The organism is Xenorhabdus bovienii SS-2004, from assembly GCF_000027225.1.
Classification (GTDB): Bacteria; Pseudomonadota; Gammaproteobacteria; order Enterobacterales; family Enterobacteriaceae; genus Xenorhabdus; species Xenorhabdus bovienii_C.
In genome coordinates this window covers 283,496-301,745 of sequence record NC_013892.1, presented here as the reverse complement: position 1 = coordinate 301,745, position 18,250 = coordinate 283,496, and the positions used below count along the sequence as shown (strand labels likewise).

The following is an 18,250-nucleotide window of genomic DNA, read 5'->3' as shown; positions in this document are numbered from 1 at the left end:
AATGTCCCCATGAAAATTGATATTGATGCCCTGCCCAATGACCCCGCTGAACTGAAACGGCTGCTGATTAAGCAGTCGCAGCGGCTGGCCTTTTTGGAAGAGCAGTTCCGTTTAGCCCAACAAAAACGGTTTGGGGCTTCCTCGGAAGCGTTCCCCGGCCAGGGGGAGTTGTTTAACGAAGCGGAAGAAATTGCGCTGCCGGCTGAAACGGCCGCCGCACAGGAAACCCTCATACCTCCCCGCCGTAAGCCGACACGCAACCCCCTGCCCAAAGATTTACCGCGCGAAACCGTGTTCCATGATATCGCCGAGGAAGAAAAACAGTGTGTGTGCTGTGGCGGCAGGTTGCATCAGATGGGGGCAGATCGCAGTGAAAAACTGTTGTTCATTCCCGCTCAAATCAGGGTGGTTGAGCATGTCCGCCCCAAATACGCCTGCCGTGAATGTGAAAAATCCGGCATTCAGACGCCTGTCAAACAAGCCTCCTTGCCAGCGATGCCCATCAAGAAAGGCATGGCGACCAGCAGCCTGCTCAGCCAGCTTATCACCAATAAATATCAGTATGGGTTACCGCTGTACCGTCAGGAAAGTGTGTTCAAACAGTATGGCATTGACCTCAGCCGCCAGACCCAGAGTGACTGGATATTAAAATCCGCGCAGTTGTTTACGCCGTTGGTGGCCAGGTTCAGGGAAATGCTGTTGCAACAACCGGTTCTCCATGCGGATGAAACCCCGGTGAAGGTGGTGACGTCTGAAAAAACGACCCATTACATGTGGGTCTATTGTGGGTCATGTATTAAATGGTTAGTTGCTGTGATATGCTTCCGGCTTTTTAAGGATGAAGTATGGCCAAAGTTGATGTCTATTGCCGTTATTGCCACAAATCAGAACAGGTCAAAGGACATGGGAAAGGAAATGGCGGACATCCTCGTTATCGCTGTTATAGCTGCTGTAAGGTCTTTCAGTTGGCGTATACCTATCAGGCCTGCAAACCCGGCGTTAAAGAACAGATTGTCGATATCGCGATGAATAACGGGGGAATTCGTGACACCGCTCGGATCCTGAAAGTCGCCACCGCCACCGTCATGAAAACATTAAAAACCTCAGACCCCGAAACGTAACGACACTTCCCCTTGCGGAATGTGGCATCCAGATTGTCTGTGAAATCGACGAGCAATGGTCGTTTGTCGGCAATAAGAAAAACCAACGCTGGCTTTGGTATGCTTGGGAACCCCGCCTGAAGCGAATAGTGGCTCATGTTTTTGGCGATCGCAGTCGAAAAACGTTAGACAAGCTGCTTACCCTCTTATCTTCCTTTACTATTCGGTTTTACTGCACGGATGACTATGTTGTTTATGACCCACTTCCCGAGGAAGAGCACTTGACTGGAAAGGCGTTTACTCAGCGTATAGAGAGAACGAATTTAACGCATCGTACCCGAATCAAAAGGCTGAATAGAAAAACCATTGGGTATTCAAAATCGGAAGAAATGCACGATAAAGTGATAGGAACCTTTATTGAACGTGAACATTATTTTTAATACCTAATCTAATCATTTAATACATGACCCTATTGTGTGGGCACTGATACCCCCGAACCGGCGGCGCTCACACCGAATATTGTGCTGTATGACCACCAGGCCAGCCGTTCAGGCACCTGCGCTGCTGACTATCTCGCCGGTTTTCAAGGTTATCTGCAGGTGGATGGCTATCAAGGCTATGAGCAGACCGGTGCCCGGCTGGTCGGTTGCATGGCCCATGCCCGCCGTAAATTTATGGAAGCGAAGCAGGCGCAGGGAAAAAACAAAACGGGCAAAGCCGATATCGCGCTGAGCCTGATCCAGTCACTGTACCGGGTCGAGCATCAGGTCAAGGGGTTAAGCCCGGCAGAAAAATACCGGATCCGCCAGGAAAAAGCGCTTCCTATCTGGGATAAGTTATCGGCCTGGCTGGTTAAAACCCGATCCCAGGTGATCCCCAAAAGCAAGCTGGGTGAGGCCGTCACTTATCTGAGCAATCAATGGGCAAAACTGATCCGCTATCGTGAGGATGGCCGCTTGTCAATCGACAATAACCGGGCCGAAAGGGCGATCAAACCGTTTGTCATCGGGCGAAAGGCGTGGCTGTTCAGCCATACCTCGCGCGGTGCACAAGCCAGTGCGATCCTCTACAGCGTCATTGAAACGGCCAAAGCCAATGGATTGATCCCTTTCGATTATGTCATGACTTGCCTGGATGAGTTATGCCAACCCACCCCGGATCTGGAAAAACTACTGCCCTGGAAAAAAGTGATAAGCAAGGTGTAGTTTAGTTGACGCTTACAGTTGACGCTTACGGCGAGCCGGATATCGTCTTTGGTCACTTCGATATATTCCAGTGTCTTGCCGCGATGTTCTGCCGTTTTGATTTCCCGCTGGTATTGGTGCAACAGCGCGATACTCTGGATCAAGGTGAGATATTTCATGTGGTCACGGCGGGTACGGGTCTTGGCGACGACAAAAGCAACTAAGGGCAGGGAATGAGCTGCTCTTAAAAAAGAAAGTCGGAAGATCACGGGGATCTTCCGGCTGATTTCATGATATTTACATAGTCTTATTGTAAAAACTTAACTCGTATTCTTCTTCACTTATTGCAATAACTTTCATTGGATTTAGTAATAAAACATACAAATCAAAAGTTTTCTTTAATGCATAGCAGCTAGATAAAAATCTCTTTAAATCAATAATATTGAAAGAAAACTTTACCATTCCTTCAAAAAACATGTAGTAACTATTACATTCACCAATATGTATTTTAGATTGCAGATATGAGTAAATATCCTCCTCAGATACAGGAAGTTCTAGCTTGCATTCAGGTATTTCTTTTCCTTTTAAAATACTATTGATTATCTCTTTATGCCACTGAAATTCCTTATCATTATTACTTAAAGATATAGATATCTTTTCAATCCCTTGAATGTTATTGATATACCTCTTTGCTCTTGCCAAGAGCATTTTTTCTTCTAATTTACTATTCATAATAAATATGGTGATCATCCGTTTTAGGGTCTGTTATTTTCTGATATCTATTCTCTTTAAAGTCATACGTTCTTGGGTCTGCGCCTGTTTTCGCTTGACCTGCATGGGCATGTGGATGTGTTGCTCTAGGATCAGCCGTATGTTCAAGTACAACTTTTTTATGCCCATGTGCATCTTTATATTCGTAATAGCGACCATGAGAACCCAGATCTTCTGAATATTGATAATTGGTTTGTCCTCTTCGTTTTGGATCATTTCCAACAGTCCATTGTCTATCTGGTTTTTGAGAACGAGGTATTCCGGCTAAATCTTTAGCTTTATTTAAGGCTTGGCGTCGATTTGGTTTGGGTTTTCCACAGTTTTCACCTGCTAATCCCAGCGGGTCGATAAAATTCGTCGGATTATGCACATACCCATACGGATTCAGCCCGCCCAATAGGCCAATGGGATCCGGCGTCAGGTACTGCCCAGTTTCCCGGTCATAATACCGAAAACGATTATAGTATAGCCCACTTTCCTCGTCTTCGTACTGCCCCACAAAACGCAGGTTGCAGCTAACGTGATAATCCGCATCATTGGAGGCCAGCACCTGAGATTTCTCCGCCCTGCCCCACGTCGTCAGCCGCTGTGCCCACACCAGCCCGCCTTCCTCGTTCAGCATTTCCCGGGGCGTACCCTGATGATCGCTGACGATGTAATGCAATTTACCCCGTTCATAACGCGCCGACGGCGTAAGTTTACCCGGTTCGTACAGCCAGCGGATACGCTGATCTTCGGCGGGCGTGCCATCCGCATACAATGGCGTTTCCTCAATCAGCTGATCCCCGCTCCACAGGTAATCCTGCCCCATCATGGTACGGGGTTTCGGCGTCAGATCCGGCTTGCCGTCCAGCCAGCGCTGTAAATTGGCTGCCGCCAGTTTTCCGTCGTGCACCTTGAGTTTGCGGATACGCCGCCCGAAAGCATCGTACTGATAGTACCAGCGGGAACCGTCCGGGGTTTCACACTGGGTCAGCTGGTTCAGTGCATCCCAGCGGTAGCGCCACACTTGTGGCCGGAAACCATCGCGCTGTGCGGTCTTTTCTACCAGCCGCCCGCTGTCATCATAGCGGTAGCTGACATCACCGCGCCGGATAACCCGCCCGGCCTGCTGGTGCTGGGTAATTTGCGTCACGGCGCCCTGCGCGTCCACCGGAATATGCTGACTCAGGTTGCCATTGGCGTCATAGCGGAACTGCTCCTCATACGGCCGGGCCCCCTGATACAGGGTCTCGGTTATCTGGTTATTTGAGTTATAACGGTAGCGGGTCTGCCCCCAGCGGCCGTCATCAATCACCCGGAGGTTATACGCCCGGTCATACTGCCAGCTGCGGTTCACCGCCGTGGCCTGCGGCGGGAAATGGGGGTCATTTTGTTGCAGGGTTTCACGGAACATCGCCGTGACCCGGCCTGCCGACTGATGCGCTAACATCCCGGTGGCGGTGTAGCGGCTGGCGAGGATGAAGCCTTCACCACTTTCACGCGCCGTTTCACGCCCGAGCGGGTCATGGCTCAGTGTCAACGGACTGTGCCGGTCAAAGCGGAAGCCGGTCAGTGCGCCCATCCGGTTATAGTCAAAATGCAGGGTATGTCCGTCAAGGGTTTCCACTGCCGGCAAGCCGGTGAGTTCATTCCATTCCCGACTGATTTCCCGGCCATTCAGCCGTTCGCCCGTCAGGTTCCCCGCCTCATCATAGTCAAATTCCACCACCGCATCCGGTGACACCGCGCGGGTCAACCGGCGGTGGACGTCATACGTGTATTCGGTGGCTACCTGCAGCTCACAAGACGATGCTCCCGCCAGCCAGTGCTCCTGCCGGCTGAGTAGGTCTTCAGCGGTGTAACAAAAACGGATTAACTGACCGTTCGGGTAACGCGTCAAGGTGCGGCGGCCTGCCCGGTCATAGATGTATTCCACCGTCCGCCCGGTAAAATCCGTTTCACGAATAATCTGCCCGGCCAAATCACGTTCATAACGATATGTTTCGCCGGTTGCCATCGTCACGCGGTTCAGCCGGATTAGGCGGTCATACTCAAAATGCAGCGTGGTTCCATCCGGCCGGGTCATTCGGGTCAGCAAATCAAATGCCCCATACGCATAGCGTGTGGTGTTCCCCTCACCGTCCGTCACCGCCGTAACCCGGCGCTCGCTGTCATAATCGATGTGCTGCTTTACCCCGTCCGGTAACTCAATTTCCGTCACACTTCCTGCCGGGCTGGCATGAAACGCACTGTGCTGGTAACGGGTCTGCTGCCCCAGCGCATCAGTCACGCCGCGCAGCCGTCCCAGCCCGTCCTGATCATAACGGGTGGTATACCCATTGGGTTGCAACACCTGATGCAACCGGTGCTGCTCATACTCATAACGCCACTGCGTCCCGTCCGGCAATACCCGGCGCAGCAGTTCTCCATGCAGGTTATAACGGTATTCTTCCCGCCGTCCCTGTGGGTCGGTCACCGCATCCAGGGCGCCCTGTTCGCTGTAGTGAAACCCCCAGCTTTTGCCCGCCGGCAGTGTGGCCTGCACCAGCTGGCCGTACTCATCGTAATCATAGATAAACACCTCACCGGCAGGCAACGTCAGTTGGGTCAGTTCACCGTACGGGCTGTACTCGAACGTGGTTTTTCTGCCCAGCGGATCGGTTTCCGAGAGCTTATGGCTCAAGTCCCACTCCAGAACGGTTTCACGTTCCAGCGGGTCAAGCTTACGGGTGATTTGACCGTCCCCGTTATACCAATAGCGGGTGCAACCCCCTTCCGCATCCCGATACGTGGTCACCCGGTTGACTTCGTCATACAGAAAACGATCCTGCCAGTAGCCCTGCGGGGTAGAAACCGACACCACCCTGCCCCGGGTGTCATAGCCCATTGACACATCGGTCGCATCCGCATCATGCCAGCGGGTCATGTGACCGTGAGTATCATATTCATGCCACAGGTGGCTGTGCTGGAAGGTCGCACATTCCGACAGGTAGCCCTGTTCGTCATACTGGCAGGTGACCAGTCGCTGGCGCAGTTCGTCCGTCAGGTACTCCACGGTCACCAGCCGGTGCTGGTGATAATCCAGCAACAGACGGTAGCCGTCAGAATGCGTCACCTGTGCCAACTGAGGGATCCCCTCATCGTTCAAGTCGTCATAATGGAACGTGATACGGTTGTCATAGCGATCGCTAATAGCGGACAACAAACGGCGTTTGCCATCCCGCTGCTCAAAGCTCAGGGTCAGCTGGGTCTGGCGGTCAAACAGGTGCAGACTGCCACGCAATTCCCCAAACAGCAGGTAATGCCCGGCATGCAGGTTGACCGAGAAGACTTTTTCCTCCGGCGTATGGAAGGTGTAGACCACACCGTCCGCATCGGTAAATCGCGTCGCTTCACCGTCGAGAACAAGGTGCTGTGACCAGTCATCCGCCCATTTTGCCCCGAACAGCCCGGCAAAATCCGCCGTCGAGCGGTAGGTTCGGGTCAGTGACAACGGTAAGGTGCCCGGCAGGGAAAGCAGCGGCCATTGTTGCAGAAAATCCCCCGTCGCCATGTCCACCGGATCACCACAGCAATCCTCTTCCTTGGGCTTTTTACTATTCTTTTGCGTCGATTCCTTGGGTTTATCAGACTTGGTGACGCCTTTCTTATTACGCGGCAACGGCAGCAGTCCGGCAATCACCACCGCCCACTGCAAACCTTTGTTGCTTTCTTCCATGATAGGATATTTGCCATCGGTGGCCTGGGTAATGGAAATCGACCCGGCCGCACTGTTGATATTGGCGTCACAGGTGGTGCGGTGGCCCAGCCGGGCAATCCCCTGCCCATTGGCAAAGACGGTCTTGGCCCCTTCGGCTATCACGCCGGGCGGGTGGTCACTGCACGCGACCGGGTCGCCGACCCGGGCCACCGGCTTGCCCTCAAAGAACACATCCGGTGACCCCGCAACAATGGTGCCCGTATTGCTGCCATACTGGCCGATGGCGGCGCCAATACCCGCACATGCCCCGCCCACAAAGCCGCCGGCCGCCGCCGCCGCGGCCACAACAACCAGCGCCGCCCCTCCGGTGGCGATGACCAGCGCCGCCACCGCGATGGCCGCCACCGCCCCCAACAAGATACCGCCCAATGCGCCCCACAAACCCGCATTCTTGTTCTGGTGCGCTATCGCATCCCCTTCCCGGGCCGGATTTTCCCCTTCTGTCGCCACCGTACTCATGCCCATGCCCGCCGCGATAGCATGGCCGATTTTATCGCCGACATACGCCCCCGCCGCTGCACCGGCCGCACCGGCCGCCAATCCCACCGCAAAAGGTACCGCCGCCCCGGTGGCAACCGCAAAGGTACCACTGGTTGCCAGCGTCGCATTCTCAAACGTCTCACTTTGCAGGAATTCTAATGTCTTATCCGAGGTGGATTTTTCTGTCCGGGGCGGGGCCGGCACCCTTCTGTCCCCCTGGGCCGGCGACGGACGGCGGTTGGTTGCGGGGGGTGGGGACGGCCGTTGTGCCGCTGCCGCCCCCATCATGACATTCTGTGAAACACTCATGTTGTCTCTCCCTGTTATTCGCTGCCCTTCTGCTCACTGCGCAGCTGGAACGTCGCCATCATCGCCTGCATCTGCGCCTTCTGAGCCGGGGTCATTTCCCCCTGACAGGTGCCGGTGAATATCAACACCTGACCGGGCGCGTTGAGCATCATCATCAGCTGATGTACCGGGCCACTCGGCGCCCGCCAGCGGAACTCAAACGTCTCGGTTTCATGGCCGTTCAGTTCGCCGGCCTCGTGGGCCAGAACCTCATAGTCCTTAAGCTGTTTGCCAATCGCGGTCATTTCCCGCTCGGCAAACTGGTTGAATGCTAACCCCCACGGCAGGCTGTCGCGGGAAATGGTAAAGCTGGTGCCGTTTTTATCATCCGGGCTGTTCAGCACCAGAATGCTCGAATCCTGCCAGCTGGCCGGCAATTTGATAGTGCCGGCGTTGAAGTGGAAGGGAGAAAGGTCAAGCGGGTCACTCATGGTCAATCCTTTTTATTGCTTACCGTTTCAAAATAAAAATCGGTATGTTATTAATGCGGGTCAAGATATCCGGCGGACTGAACTGCGGCTCGCCGGACTGCAAGTTTTCAGCTAGATATCATGATGGTGTTCGGAACTGCTCAGGCCGCCGTTGAATCTGAGACTCATTAGCAGGAGAAAAAACATCGTAATTTTCTCTTTCAAATTCTGATTTCATATAAGAAAAAAATCATCATCTGCCAGTGATAACTACTGGCAGAAATATCAATTACTCTTTAGAAATTCTATCCTCTGAGAAAATGACTTCTCCTTTTTTTGAAATTTCCAATGAACCATATTGATAGATTGTGTATGTCACATCTTTATTTTTAAATTCATACCCATAAAAATCGCATGTTCCTGTATTACAGTCTTTATTTAGAGTGGTTCCTTTCAGTGTTATGGAGGCATTATCTTTCTTTCTTACCCCCGTATAGATCACATTGTCACAACTGACGTTTCCTTCTGGGCAAAGCACATTAATGGTAATATGATATGTCTTTGTTTCGAACACATCAGTATAAGCCGCAAATAACATAGATGAGCATGCCAGCAACATGACACCTAAGAAGGATAAAAGTGATTTCTTTACCATCTTTCATAAACTCCTTCGTTATAGATTTTTAACTCAGCTGCGCGTCTGTTTATTACGCCCTGATTAACTTTGCCTTGCGATTTATTCCAAGCCTTCCAGGCATCATCCAGCGTGTCATAGTCGGTTTTGGCATTTTCATCATTTACCAGTTTTAGAACAGATGAATCATTGAATCCTTTTGCACCAATGTTATATGCAAACATGGTTAAGGCATCAAACTGATTCTGGTTTATCTCTTTTGTAATTCCGTCATTAACGGTTTTCTCAAAAGGTGCCAGTGTCTTTTTAAATAACTCCTCAGCCTCATCTTCGGTAATACCGTCTTTATAGGTATCCCAGTCTTTCTTCTCAATTAATTTACCATAGCCAATTGTAGCGCCTTTAGTCCATTTGGTGACGGTTTTCCCTGTCTGGTCATCATAAGGTTTTAATCTCAATGACTCGATACCTTTTAATAAATCCAGTCCATCTTGTCCCATGGTCTTTTTCGTGCTGGTGGTTAAATTAGTTGCAGATACAGGGGGTGCTGATGGTGCCGCTACCTGAGAACCAGCAGGTACTGCTTGTCGCCCTGCCCCATTGACTGGAACAGGCATAGATCTTGGAGCGGATGCTGGCGTTGCCTGAGAGTCAGCAGGTGCTGCCTGTCTCCCTGCCCCATCGGCGGGAGTGGGCATAGGTCTTGGTGCTGATGCTGGCGTTGCCGCCGACGCGGAAGAAATCAGCCCCATCGATCCCAGAGCCGCCATCCCCATCGGTCCCAGACCCGCCGCCATCACCGCTGCCGGAAGCAAACTTCCACTCTCCGAAGCACTGTCACCCCCGTCTGCGGCGGCCGGCGGCAGTCCCGCTCCTGCACTGCCGTTGTTCAACCCAATAGCCGGGCCATCCACAAAGACTCCGCTGCTGTTCAGCAGGATAACCGATGAGCCAAATGCCACCCGGATATGCTCCGGTGTCATCTCGATGCTACCCTTACCCACCTGCAGAGTGATATTATCCTCAGCCTGATACAGCTGCGTTCCCAGCCCCGCTTTGCCCGCCTTCGCCTTCACCTGTATCACGTTGGCCTCGGTGCTGCGGGTTTGGCAGATGGTCTCCGTCAGATTGCCCTGTTTAACGGTTTTGTGCTCATCCCCCGTCTGGACAGTCAGCGTGCGGTCACCCGCCTCCACCACCAGGCTCTGGTTATCTTTCACCGTGGTGTGCATGTCCTTCTGCGCATGCAGCGCCAGCCTTTCACTGCCCTTCGCATCCTCAAACAGCAGTTCGTTATACCCCTCCCCCTTGTGGGTCTTGGAGCGGAACGCCATCTGGGTCTTGCTGCCCGGCAGCGCGCCCGGTGGGATGTTACTGGCGTGATACGTTCTGCCGGTCACAATCGGCTGGTCCGGGTCGCCGTGCAGGAAGTCCACCACCACTTCCTGACCGATGCGCGGAATCGCCAGCATGCCCCAGCCCTGCCCGGCCCACGGCTGGCTCACCCGTATCCAGCACGAACTCTGGTCGTCGCTTTTTCCGTATCGGTCCCACGGGAACTGCAGCCGGATGCGCCCGTACTGGTCACAGAAGATTTCTTCCCCGGCCGGCCCCACCACCTTGGCAATCTGCGGGCCGTCAATGGTCGGTTTCGGCAACGGGGCCGGCCGCCAGTGCTGGTTGTGGCGGATGAAGCTGAACTGGCTGTGCAGCGTGGTGCCGCTGTCGCTGCTGGCGGTTTCCCGCGCCTGCGGCTGGCTGCCGGTGTGGCTCGCGCCCACCACCTGCCACGGCTGGTTCAGGTCTTCACGCGGGTGGTTAAACAGGGTAAATAATTTGCCCGGTTGCACGGCAATGGCCTGCCCGCTGGCCTGTCCCGTCACCGCGTCACTGCGCAGCGCTTCCAGCCGGTAGCGGGTGAAGGCCTGGCCGTGGGCTTCGTCCTTAAACCGCCCCGGGTAGTCGTAGTGCTCGTAGTACATCTGCTGTAAGGTGTCTTCCTTCATCTGCTGGCTGAATTCTGCCGGCCACGCCGGGTTTTTGAAGGTGTAGTCCTTGAGCTGCACCTGTGCCGGGCGCACCTGCGCACTGCAGGTAAAGCTGCCCACCGACGGTGTGCCCGTCGTGCTGCCTTCCCCCGGCTGGTACGCCAGCACAATGCCCGGCGGCACGGAGCCGGCGTCATCGGCAAACACCAGCGTGTTACGGCCGTTACCGCATTCGAAGAAATAAAAGATGCCCTCTTCCGCGGTCAGCCGCTGGAGGAAGGCAAAGTCGCTTTCCTGATATTGCACGCAGAATTCCCGCGCCGGATGCGGATGGCGCAGGCTGAACACCACGTCGCGGATACCGTGCTCTTTCAAAAGCGTGGTGAGGATAGCGGCGATGTCCAGCTGCTGGAAGATACGCGAGTTCTGCCGCAGGGTGGTGCGCCACAAATCCGGGTAGAGGCTCATCTGGTAGGTGGTCTGGTGCAAGCCGGTGTTGCCCTGCTCGAAACGCGCCACTATCCCGGTGATACTGCGCTGCTCCACCCCCTCCTGCAGAATGGTCAGGGTCGCGCTGCGGTCGAGCACCGCCGGAAAGTCAATCGCCGGGTCGGCACTCGCCAGCCCGACATGCAGGCTGAACGGCCGGGAAAAGCCTTCCGTCAGGGCGAAGTCCGTCACGACAAAGGTTTCCGGCGGCAGGCCGCCCGCCGTCAGGGTAAACTGCAGCCCGCTCGGGGCCATGCCCCCCCCGCCGCCCAATAACTGGCCGGCTTTTTGCAGCGCCTTGGCCGCCCCGCTCTGACCACTCGCCGCCCGCGCGGCCAGTCCCTGCCCGGCTCCCCCCCCGGCACCACCCAATCCGCCGCCAAAGCCACCGCCCGGGATTAAGCCCGCCGCGCCGGTGCCTGCTGAGCCGCCCCCGATACCCCCGCCAAAGCCGCCGCCCGGAATTAAGCCGGCGGTGCCTGCGGCTGCGCCGCCAAGGCCGCCCCCCAGCTTACCAGTGACGTGTTTTGCCAGCTGGGCGGCCTGCTGTCCCTGCTGGATCAGCGCCCGCCCTTTCTTCAGTTTTGCCATATTCTTTTTCATCGACATCGTCTGTCTCCCTGATTAATGCCCGCCGTCAGGGATGACGGTGGACTCATGGTGGGTGGTCTGTTTCCCGGCCTGTTTTTCAGCCGGATTTTCGGCCGCCTGACGCAGCCGGTCATAGCGGCCGAGCAGGGCGTTAAAGCGGTCATCAATGCCTTTCAGCAGCACCGGCGGCACGGGTTCCCCGTTCACCACCCGGCCGTTGAGCTGGCGCAGCAGTTCTTCCAGCGGCACCTCGCTGCCGTGGCTGCGCTGGAGGTCATAGACCGCGGTTTTCAGGTACGAGAGCGTGAAGCTGCCCCGGGTACGCTCCTGCAACAGGATTTTGTCGGCCAGTTGCTGGAGCTGGTCGCGGGTGGTGTGCCAGCTGCCTTTCAGCGGGATACTGTCGATACGGGCGGTCATCGCCTGTGTCCACTGATGGGTGGCGTTCTTTTGCTCAGCCGAATCCGGCCACTGCTGCGCTGCCGTGCCGGTCAGCGTGCGGGCCGCGTCCCACGTCGCCAGCAGGGGGGTTTCCGCCAGCCGGTCCAGCTGGCCCTGATAGCCCGCCAGGGCGGGCTCGGTCAGCCACGCCAGCCGGGCACCCGCCGGGGACGCCGTGATAGCGCTGAGCTGCTGTTGCAGCGGTTTATAGAACAACAGCCACCCCCCGACCAGCACCAGCAGGCCGAGTACTGCGCCGAGGCCAAAACCCTGCCACGCATTCCAACCCCGCGGCGGCTCAGGAAACTGCACCCGCACCCGCGGGCTGTCCGCTTCCGGCGGGCGGTCAGGCCGTGGCGGTGCGGACGGCGGAGGTATTTCCGGCTCGGTGTCGGACTGGGACAGGTAGACCAGCGGCGGCATCTGCACCGGCGACTGAACCGGTTTCGCGGCCGGCCGCGGTTTTTCCAGTTTTTTCGCCGCGTTCTGGAAGAACCACAGCAGGTTCTCCACCCGCGGCAGCCGTTTCAGGTCGGACTGCTGCAACCGGTCGATAATCAGCTGCAACGCCCGCTCCGCCCGGTAAATCATCCGCAGGTCGCCGGTGCCGAAATCCATCTGGCGCAGCTGGCTGCCGGTGCGGGTGTGGAACCATTCCAGTAAATCCGTGCGCACCGCCGGCTGCGGCGGCCACAGGGCGTCCCACTCACTGACTATCACCCCGGCCAGCAGTTCACAGCCTTCGGTAAAGCCCGCCAGCCCATTGAGCTGCATCCGCGCCAGCGTGTAGTAAATCGCCGTCTGCAAATCGACCCCGTTACGGCGGAACAGGGTCAGTGACAGCGATTCCACCAGCACCCAGTTCACTTCCGGCTGCGCCGGGTGGCTGATTTTGTTGATTTCGTCGCGGATAACCGCAAATTCCGGCAGATTCTGCGGACTGCCGCCGGCCCGGATGATTAAATTCTCAGGGTGTTCGCTCATGCTCTGGCCTTCCTCTTTTAAAAAACCCCCGCCCGGAGGCAGGGGGGATGGTTCTTGCTGAATACTGACTGACACCCGCCGCTCAGTAGAGGGTGTCCGGCAGTCTGAACTGGCTGAACAGGCCGCCCGCAAACGGGTTGTCCGATTCGTCCACGTAAATGCGGTAGGTTATCTCGCCGCCGTCTACCGCGAAGCGCACGTCAAACGCCCCCGGCTGCACGTTGGTCAGCTTGCCGCTGTTAATCAGCCGCAGCTGCGCCCACGGGCCGGTGAAGCTCAGGCTGCGCGGCGCCGCGTTGCTCCGGTCCGGCATCAGGGTCAGCCGGCTTTCCGTGCCCGCCCGCATCGAGTTCGGCCACACCAGATGCGCCACGTTGCTGCGCCCGTGCGCGTAATCCACCAGCTGGCCGTCGAGGTTCAGCAGACCGCGGCGTTTGTTGCCGGTCAGGCTCACCGGCTCGATGGCAAACGCCGTGCCCAGCCCGTTCTGCGGGGTGAAGAAGGTGGTGCGGATACGGTCCGCCATCGCCAGCTGTTTCAGCACATCCGCCCGGATAAGCTCACGCCCGTCGGTGCCGGTGGTCAGGTTGTTTTCCACGAACGGTTTCAGGCTCTGCTTATAGAAGGTATCCAGCGTGCCGTCCGGCCGGAAGAAACGGTCAAACTCACTCAGCGGTACGTCTTCGGTGGCCGCCGGGTTGAACGGATACCGGCCGGCCAGGTAGGTTTTATACTGTTTGACCACCGACTCATTCCATTCCACTTCCAGCGAGCGCACCGCTTCCATCATCACCACCCGCCACGCCTGCTCGGCCAGATCACCGACCCAGCGGTTCAGCGGCTCCGGCAGGTTTTTCGCCATCTGCTGCACTTCAAATATCGCGTCGCTGTTGTTCTGGTCCAGCCGCAGCTGCACCGCCTGCAATGCCGCCTTGCCCGGCACCGGCGAGTTCTGGATAGCCAGCAGGTAACGGTGCAGTGCCATCAGTTTCTGGTAAACGCTTTGCAGGGCACTGCCCTTGTCGCCGTGCTCAACCAGCACCCCGGTTTCCGGCGCAAAGTCCCGGCTGATGCGGTTTAACAGCCGGTAATCCGACTGCGCCAGCAGCGCCTGTTTTTCCTTGTCGCTCAGCCCACTCACCAGCTCCGGCGGCCGGGTGTTGTCACTGAGGATTTGCAGCGCGCGCTTGATCGGCTGTTCGCCGCTGATCACCTGCTCGATGGCGCTGATGGCCTGCGGCAGATCCTCAAAGTCCCGCACTTCCAGATTGTTCATCGCCGCCCGCCAGGTCGCGGTATAATCCCCGACATACAGTTCGGTGATCTCACGCTGGATATTCCCCTGATCGGTGTCGCTGTACTTATTGGTTTTCAGCGGCAGGTTCAGCACCCAGCTGTCCATCTCGGTCAGTTCGACCAGCTCCTTGTCCTGCCGGACAAAGTAATCCGTCAGGCCGTGGCGGGTCAGGAACTGCGGGATCACCAGCCGGCTTTCGTTGCCGGCAATAAACACGCTGTCAAAACTCGGCCCAATCTGGTCACGCAGGTTAACCGGGGCGGACAGGGTATCCTGGGCCTTCAGGCGCAGGTTCTGGTAAACCCGCTGGTTGATGGTCAGGGCACTCAGCTCCTGCTGGGCCTGCTTCATCGGCTTAATAAACGGCGCAAAGCGGGCGAGGGCATCCTGATTGTCCTTGTCGCGCTGCCCCTTCCAGTCGGTATGGGCCAGAGCGTAATCCAGATGGGTCAGCAGCTGCGCCTGTAAATCCCGCTGGCCGTGGAACGCCTTGCTCCAGCGCGCCCGCATGTACTGCCCGACCAAGCCGTTGTTACGCTTGCTGCCGTCTTCCATCATGCGCATCACCCGCAGGATCTCGAGTTTTTCCTCACTGCCGGCCGGCGCCCGATTCAGGTCGTCCAGCAGCCCCTGCATCAGCGACGGCAGGAAACGCTGCTCCAGCAGTTTCAGGTAGGTGCCTTCCACATACGGCCCGACCCCGTCCCCCTGATACAGCGCCATGTCGGTCAGGAAGGATTTTTTCTCGTGGTAGTTGCCGTAGGCCAGAGTGGCATCCCGGATCGGGTTCAGCAGCGGCAGCTGGAGGTTGCCGTAACGGTCATCCCCGTCCGGCGGCGGCACGGACAGGAAGTTTTTCGCCTGCGCCAGCACTTCTTCCCCGGCCCGGTAGTTTTTCTGGTAGAAATAATGCCAGCCGCCCCACATGGCCGCGATGACTAAGGCACTGATCGTGGCGAAGGTGTACAGCTGGCGGCGGTTGCGGCTCAGCCAGAGGCGGTTTTCCGCGGCGAGGTTCGGCTCAGCCAGCAGCACTTCCTCAAACAGGGACTGGGTAAAATACGGCAGGGTATCGCCCGCCGGCCAGGTCGGGAACGCCTGCGAGCCGAGGTGATACTGGGCTGAGGCGGACTGGGTGAACAAGTCATCCATCTGGCCGACCTGACGGGCGGAGGTCAGGTAGACACCGCGCAGCATCGGGCGGTGGTGTTCATCGTTGTACAGGATGTCTTCCAGCATCTGCGCGATATAGCTGTGCAGCCCCTGCACCTGCCGGGTAAAGCTGAACAGAGCGCTGCGCTGGCCGGCATCGACGCCGTTGAGCATCATGTCCGGCATCGCCCCGTTGAGGTTGGCCATCCACTGCTGCCAGAACTGCGCCAGCTCGCTGTGCCAGGCTTTTTCATCCCGGTTATTGAGGCTGAAAGTCACGCCGAGGATCTGGTCACGCTGCCGGCGATCCAGCGACGGGTACATCGCTTCGAAGCCGTGCAGCAGGTCTATTTTGGTCATGACCAGATAGAGCGGCAGCTGGCTGTGGAAGGTCAGACGGAGGTTTTGCAGGCGCTGGTGGATTTCCCGCACGTAGCGATCGCGTTGCTCCCGGTTGTCGGTCAGCAGGCGCAGGGTATCGACGGTCAGAATAATGCCGTTAAGCGGCTGGCGCTGGCGGTTTTCCGTCAGCCAGTTCAGCAGGGATTCCCACAGGCGGCTGTTGATCTGCGGTTTGTCACTGTTGACCGGCACCGGCTGGTCAATCAGGCCGCCATCGGGATCGATGATGACCGCTTTCTCTCCCAGCCAGCAGCGCAGCCGCAGCGCAATGTCGCCATCCTGACGCAGGTATTCCGGCGCCGCGATGTCGGACAGTTTATAGCCTTCCTTGATCAGCGTGGTTTTGCCGCTCTGCTGGCTGCCGACCATCATGTACCACGGACGCTGATACAGGTAGTTATAGCTGTCCAGATGGCGTTGTAGCTGGGCTTTCCAGTGATCAAGGTAACGAGCCTGGTGCTCGATATCGACCCGCACCGGATCAACCCCTTTCAGCTCGACGTCCAGGTTGAGTTTTTCCAGCTGGCGCAGGCGACGCCACGCTTTGATGCCGATCCAGAGCAGCACCATCAGGATGATGAGAGCGGTCGCCAGCCAGCGCGCCGCCAGACTGTCCAGCGGGGTATCGTTGCGCAGTTTCCATTCCGGCCCCCACACCCAGACCGCGATCAGCAGCAGGCAGGGGATAAGGGCCAGAGCCAGCGCCATCGTGGCCTTGAGACGCGGCAGGGATTTAAATTTTGACAGCGCCGGCAAGGCTGATTTCAACGGCGCCAAGGATGACAAAGAGGGCCATTTCATGTGTTAACGCTCCTGTGTGACGCAGTATCCTTCGCAGGCGAAGGTATTTTTTCAGCCAGCAGGGTCAGCAGGCTGGGTTCCCATTCAGTGAGTAACATGTGTTGTCCCGTGTGTAACAAGTTCCGGTAATGCTGGTGTGCCAGTGCGGTCATGCCCGCTTCTTCAAGCAGTTGGGCAGTGAACAACTGACCATAGAATTGATCCCGGGGCTCCGTCAGTGACTGCTGGTGTTCTTCCAGCATCTGAAGGGCGGCTTCCAGCCCTTGCTGCTGGAAGCAGTGCCAGATGGCTTCCTGATCGGCCGACGCGGCTCCCGGGCTTCCGCTGGTGTCGGGTTCCGGCGTGAGCCAGTCCAGAGTGTCAGGAGAAATAAACGGACTCAGGTCGGAAAAACTTAAGGTTTTCAGTACAGGCAGCCGAGCCAAAAACGCCTTCAGTTCGTCACGCATGGCCTGCGCAACGCGGCTGTAGCCGCGTTGTTCCGCCGCTTGGGCGGCAATGGCATGGCCGTCCAGCCAGTAAGGGGCGAGGGCTAAGCTCTGCTCAATTTGCGCCAGCAATTTGTTATCCGCCGTCGGCAGTCGCGCCAGATAATCGGCGGTACGATCCGCCGACGCCGGCGCCAGCGGCGTTTTGCCTGTGGCGTTCGCCATCGGCGCCGTGGTAATGGTGTGCCAGACCGCATGGCGGCGCAGGCTATAGCCAATCGGGGATTCGGGATACCGTTCACACAGCAGATCCGCCACCGTCATCAGGGTTTGTTTCCATGCTTTATCACTGGAACTGTTGACCGCCACCTCAGGCATCGGCGCCTGTTCAGGAGACTGAGGCGACGGAGCTACCGACGCCGCTTCAGGGGTGGTAGGTGCCGTCTGTGTCGGCGCCGTTCGTGCCTCTGGCTGGCGGTTATAGCGGGTACGCAGTTGATCGACGTCTTTCGCAAGGTCGGGCTCACTGGCGTGCCAGCACTGAGCCAGATGAGCCAGAGCGCCTTGTGCCTCGTCGCGCTGGCTTTTACTGGCCTGATCAGTGAAGCTCGACTGGGCCGATTCAAACCGTTTGATCACCTGCTGTGCCAGCCGGCGCTTCAATACCGGTTTGACCGGCCAGGCTTTTTCCCAGTAGTTTTTTACGTACTCTGTCAGCAGCTCTATCGCCAGAATCAGCTCGGCAGGGTGGCCGGCATGCTGCAAAGTCCGCAGCAGGTGAACCATCAGCCGGAAGTCCTTGCTGTGCTCGCTGAAAAGTTGCAAGGCCTGTCGCTGGAGGGCGTCAACTTCCAGCGTGCCATGTGACAGCGAGCCGAATTTGACCATCTCGCCGTCGATGAATTCCCAGGCGGGATCACTCTCACTCAGTGCCTTGCCCGTCTGTTCGTCGGACAGGGGCGCCAGCAGGGCGCCGAACCAGTCGAATTGTGTTCTGATGTCCATGTC

9 protein-coding genes and 4 pseudogenes are annotated in these 18,250 nt (G+C 57.1%); 3 read left to right on the top strand and 10 right to left on the bottom strand.

Going from position 1 to position 18,250, the window contains the following annotated elements; translation table 11 throughout:
* Positions 1–9: 9 nt before the first annotated feature.
* From tnpC (XBJ1_RS01265) to tnpC (XBJ1_RS01260), 3 genes and pseudogenes are all read left to right on the top strand, one after another.
* Positions 10–786, top strand: a pseudogene (gene tnpC / locus XBJ1_RS01265) (IS66 family transposase); the annotation flags it as partial.
* 59 nt (positions 787–845) lie between these two features.
* Positions 846–1,540 (top strand): IS1 family transposase gene (locus XBJ1_RS20425; RefSeq protein WP_143827612.1). Its coding sequence is split into 2 segments (ribosomal slippage): positions 846–1,101 and positions 1,101–1,540, totalling 696 coding nucleotides; the frame shifts between segments, so codons are not numbered across the junction.
* 30 nt (positions 1,541–1,570) lie between these two features.
* Positions 1,571–2,305: pseudogene (gene tnpC / locus XBJ1_RS01260) on the top strand (IS66 family transposase); the annotation flags it as partial.
* A 29-nt stretch (positions 2,306–2,334) separates the two neighbouring features.
* Here tnpC (XBJ1_RS01260) and XBJ1_RS22230 read toward each other — a convergent pair.
* The 10 genes and pseudogenes from XBJ1_RS22230 to tssA all read right to left on the bottom strand — a co-directional run.
* Positions 2,335–2,493 (bottom strand): annotated as a pseudogene (locus tag XBJ1_RS22230) (DNA primase); the annotation flags it as partial.
* Positions 2,494–2,581: 88 nt separating this feature from the next.
* The gene (locus XBJ1_RS01250; RefSeq protein WP_143827611.1) at positions 2,582–3,016 is read right to left on the bottom strand and encodes a hypothetical protein; all 435 of its coding nucleotides are present in this window, start codon (positions 3,014–3,016) and stop codon (positions 2,582–2,584) included.
* Positions 3,009–7,052 carry an RHS repeat-associated core domain-containing protein gene (locus XBJ1_RS01245; protein WP_232503297.1) on the bottom strand — a complete coding sequence of 1,348 codons (4,044 nt, stop codon included), beginning with the start codon at positions 7,050–7,052 and terminating at the stop codon, positions 3,009–3,011. The genes XBJ1_RS01250 and XBJ1_RS01245 overlap by 8 nt, the downstream gene beginning before the upstream one ends.
* Before the next feature lie 548 nt (positions 7,053–7,600).
* The gene (locus XBJ1_RS01240; protein WP_012986893.1) at positions 7,601–8,056 is read right to left on the bottom strand and encodes a DcrB-related protein; all 456 of its coding nucleotides are present in this window, start codon (positions 8,054–8,056) and stop codon (positions 7,601–7,603) included.
* A 268-nt stretch (positions 8,057–8,324) separates the two neighbouring features.
* Positions 8,325–8,690 carry a hypothetical protein gene (locus tag XBJ1_RS18935; RefSeq protein WP_012986892.1) on the bottom strand — a complete coding sequence of 122 codons (366 nt, stop codon included), beginning with the start codon at positions 8,688–8,690 and terminating at the stop codon, positions 8,325–8,327.
* Complete coding sequence (locus XBJ1_RS22225; RefSeq protein ID WP_038179876.1) at positions 8,684–9,169, bottom strand: lysozyme; 486 nt, start codon at positions 9,167–9,169, stop codon at positions 8,684–8,686. The genes XBJ1_RS18935 and XBJ1_RS22225 overlap by 7 nt, the downstream gene beginning before the upstream one ends.
* A gap of 387 nt (positions 9,170–9,556) precedes the next feature.
* Positions 9,557–11,755, bottom strand: a pseudogene (locus XBJ1_RS01225) (type VI secretion system tip protein VgrG); the annotation flags it as partial.
* A gap of 15 nt (positions 11,756–11,770) precedes the next feature.
* On the bottom strand, positions 11,771–13,162 hold the full coding sequence (locus XBJ1_RS01220) for a VasL domain-containing protein (protein ID WP_012986890.1): 1,392 nt from the start codon (positions 13,160–13,162) through the stop codon (positions 11,771–11,773).
* Positions 13,163–13,244: 82 nt separating this feature from the next.
* Entirely contained in the window at positions 13,245–16,814 is a 3,570-nt protein-coding gene (gene tssM / locus XBJ1_RS01215; protein ID WP_012986889.1) for a type VI secretion system membrane subunit TssM, read from the bottom strand.
* Positions 16,811–18,247, bottom strand: a complete 1,437-nt coding sequence (gene tssA / locus XBJ1_RS01210; protein WP_012986888.1) for a type VI secretion system protein TssA — start codon at positions 18,245–18,247, stop codon at positions 16,811–16,813. The genes tssM and tssA overlap by 4 nt, the downstream gene beginning before the upstream one ends.
* Positions 18,248–18,250 lie beyond the last annotated feature (3 nt).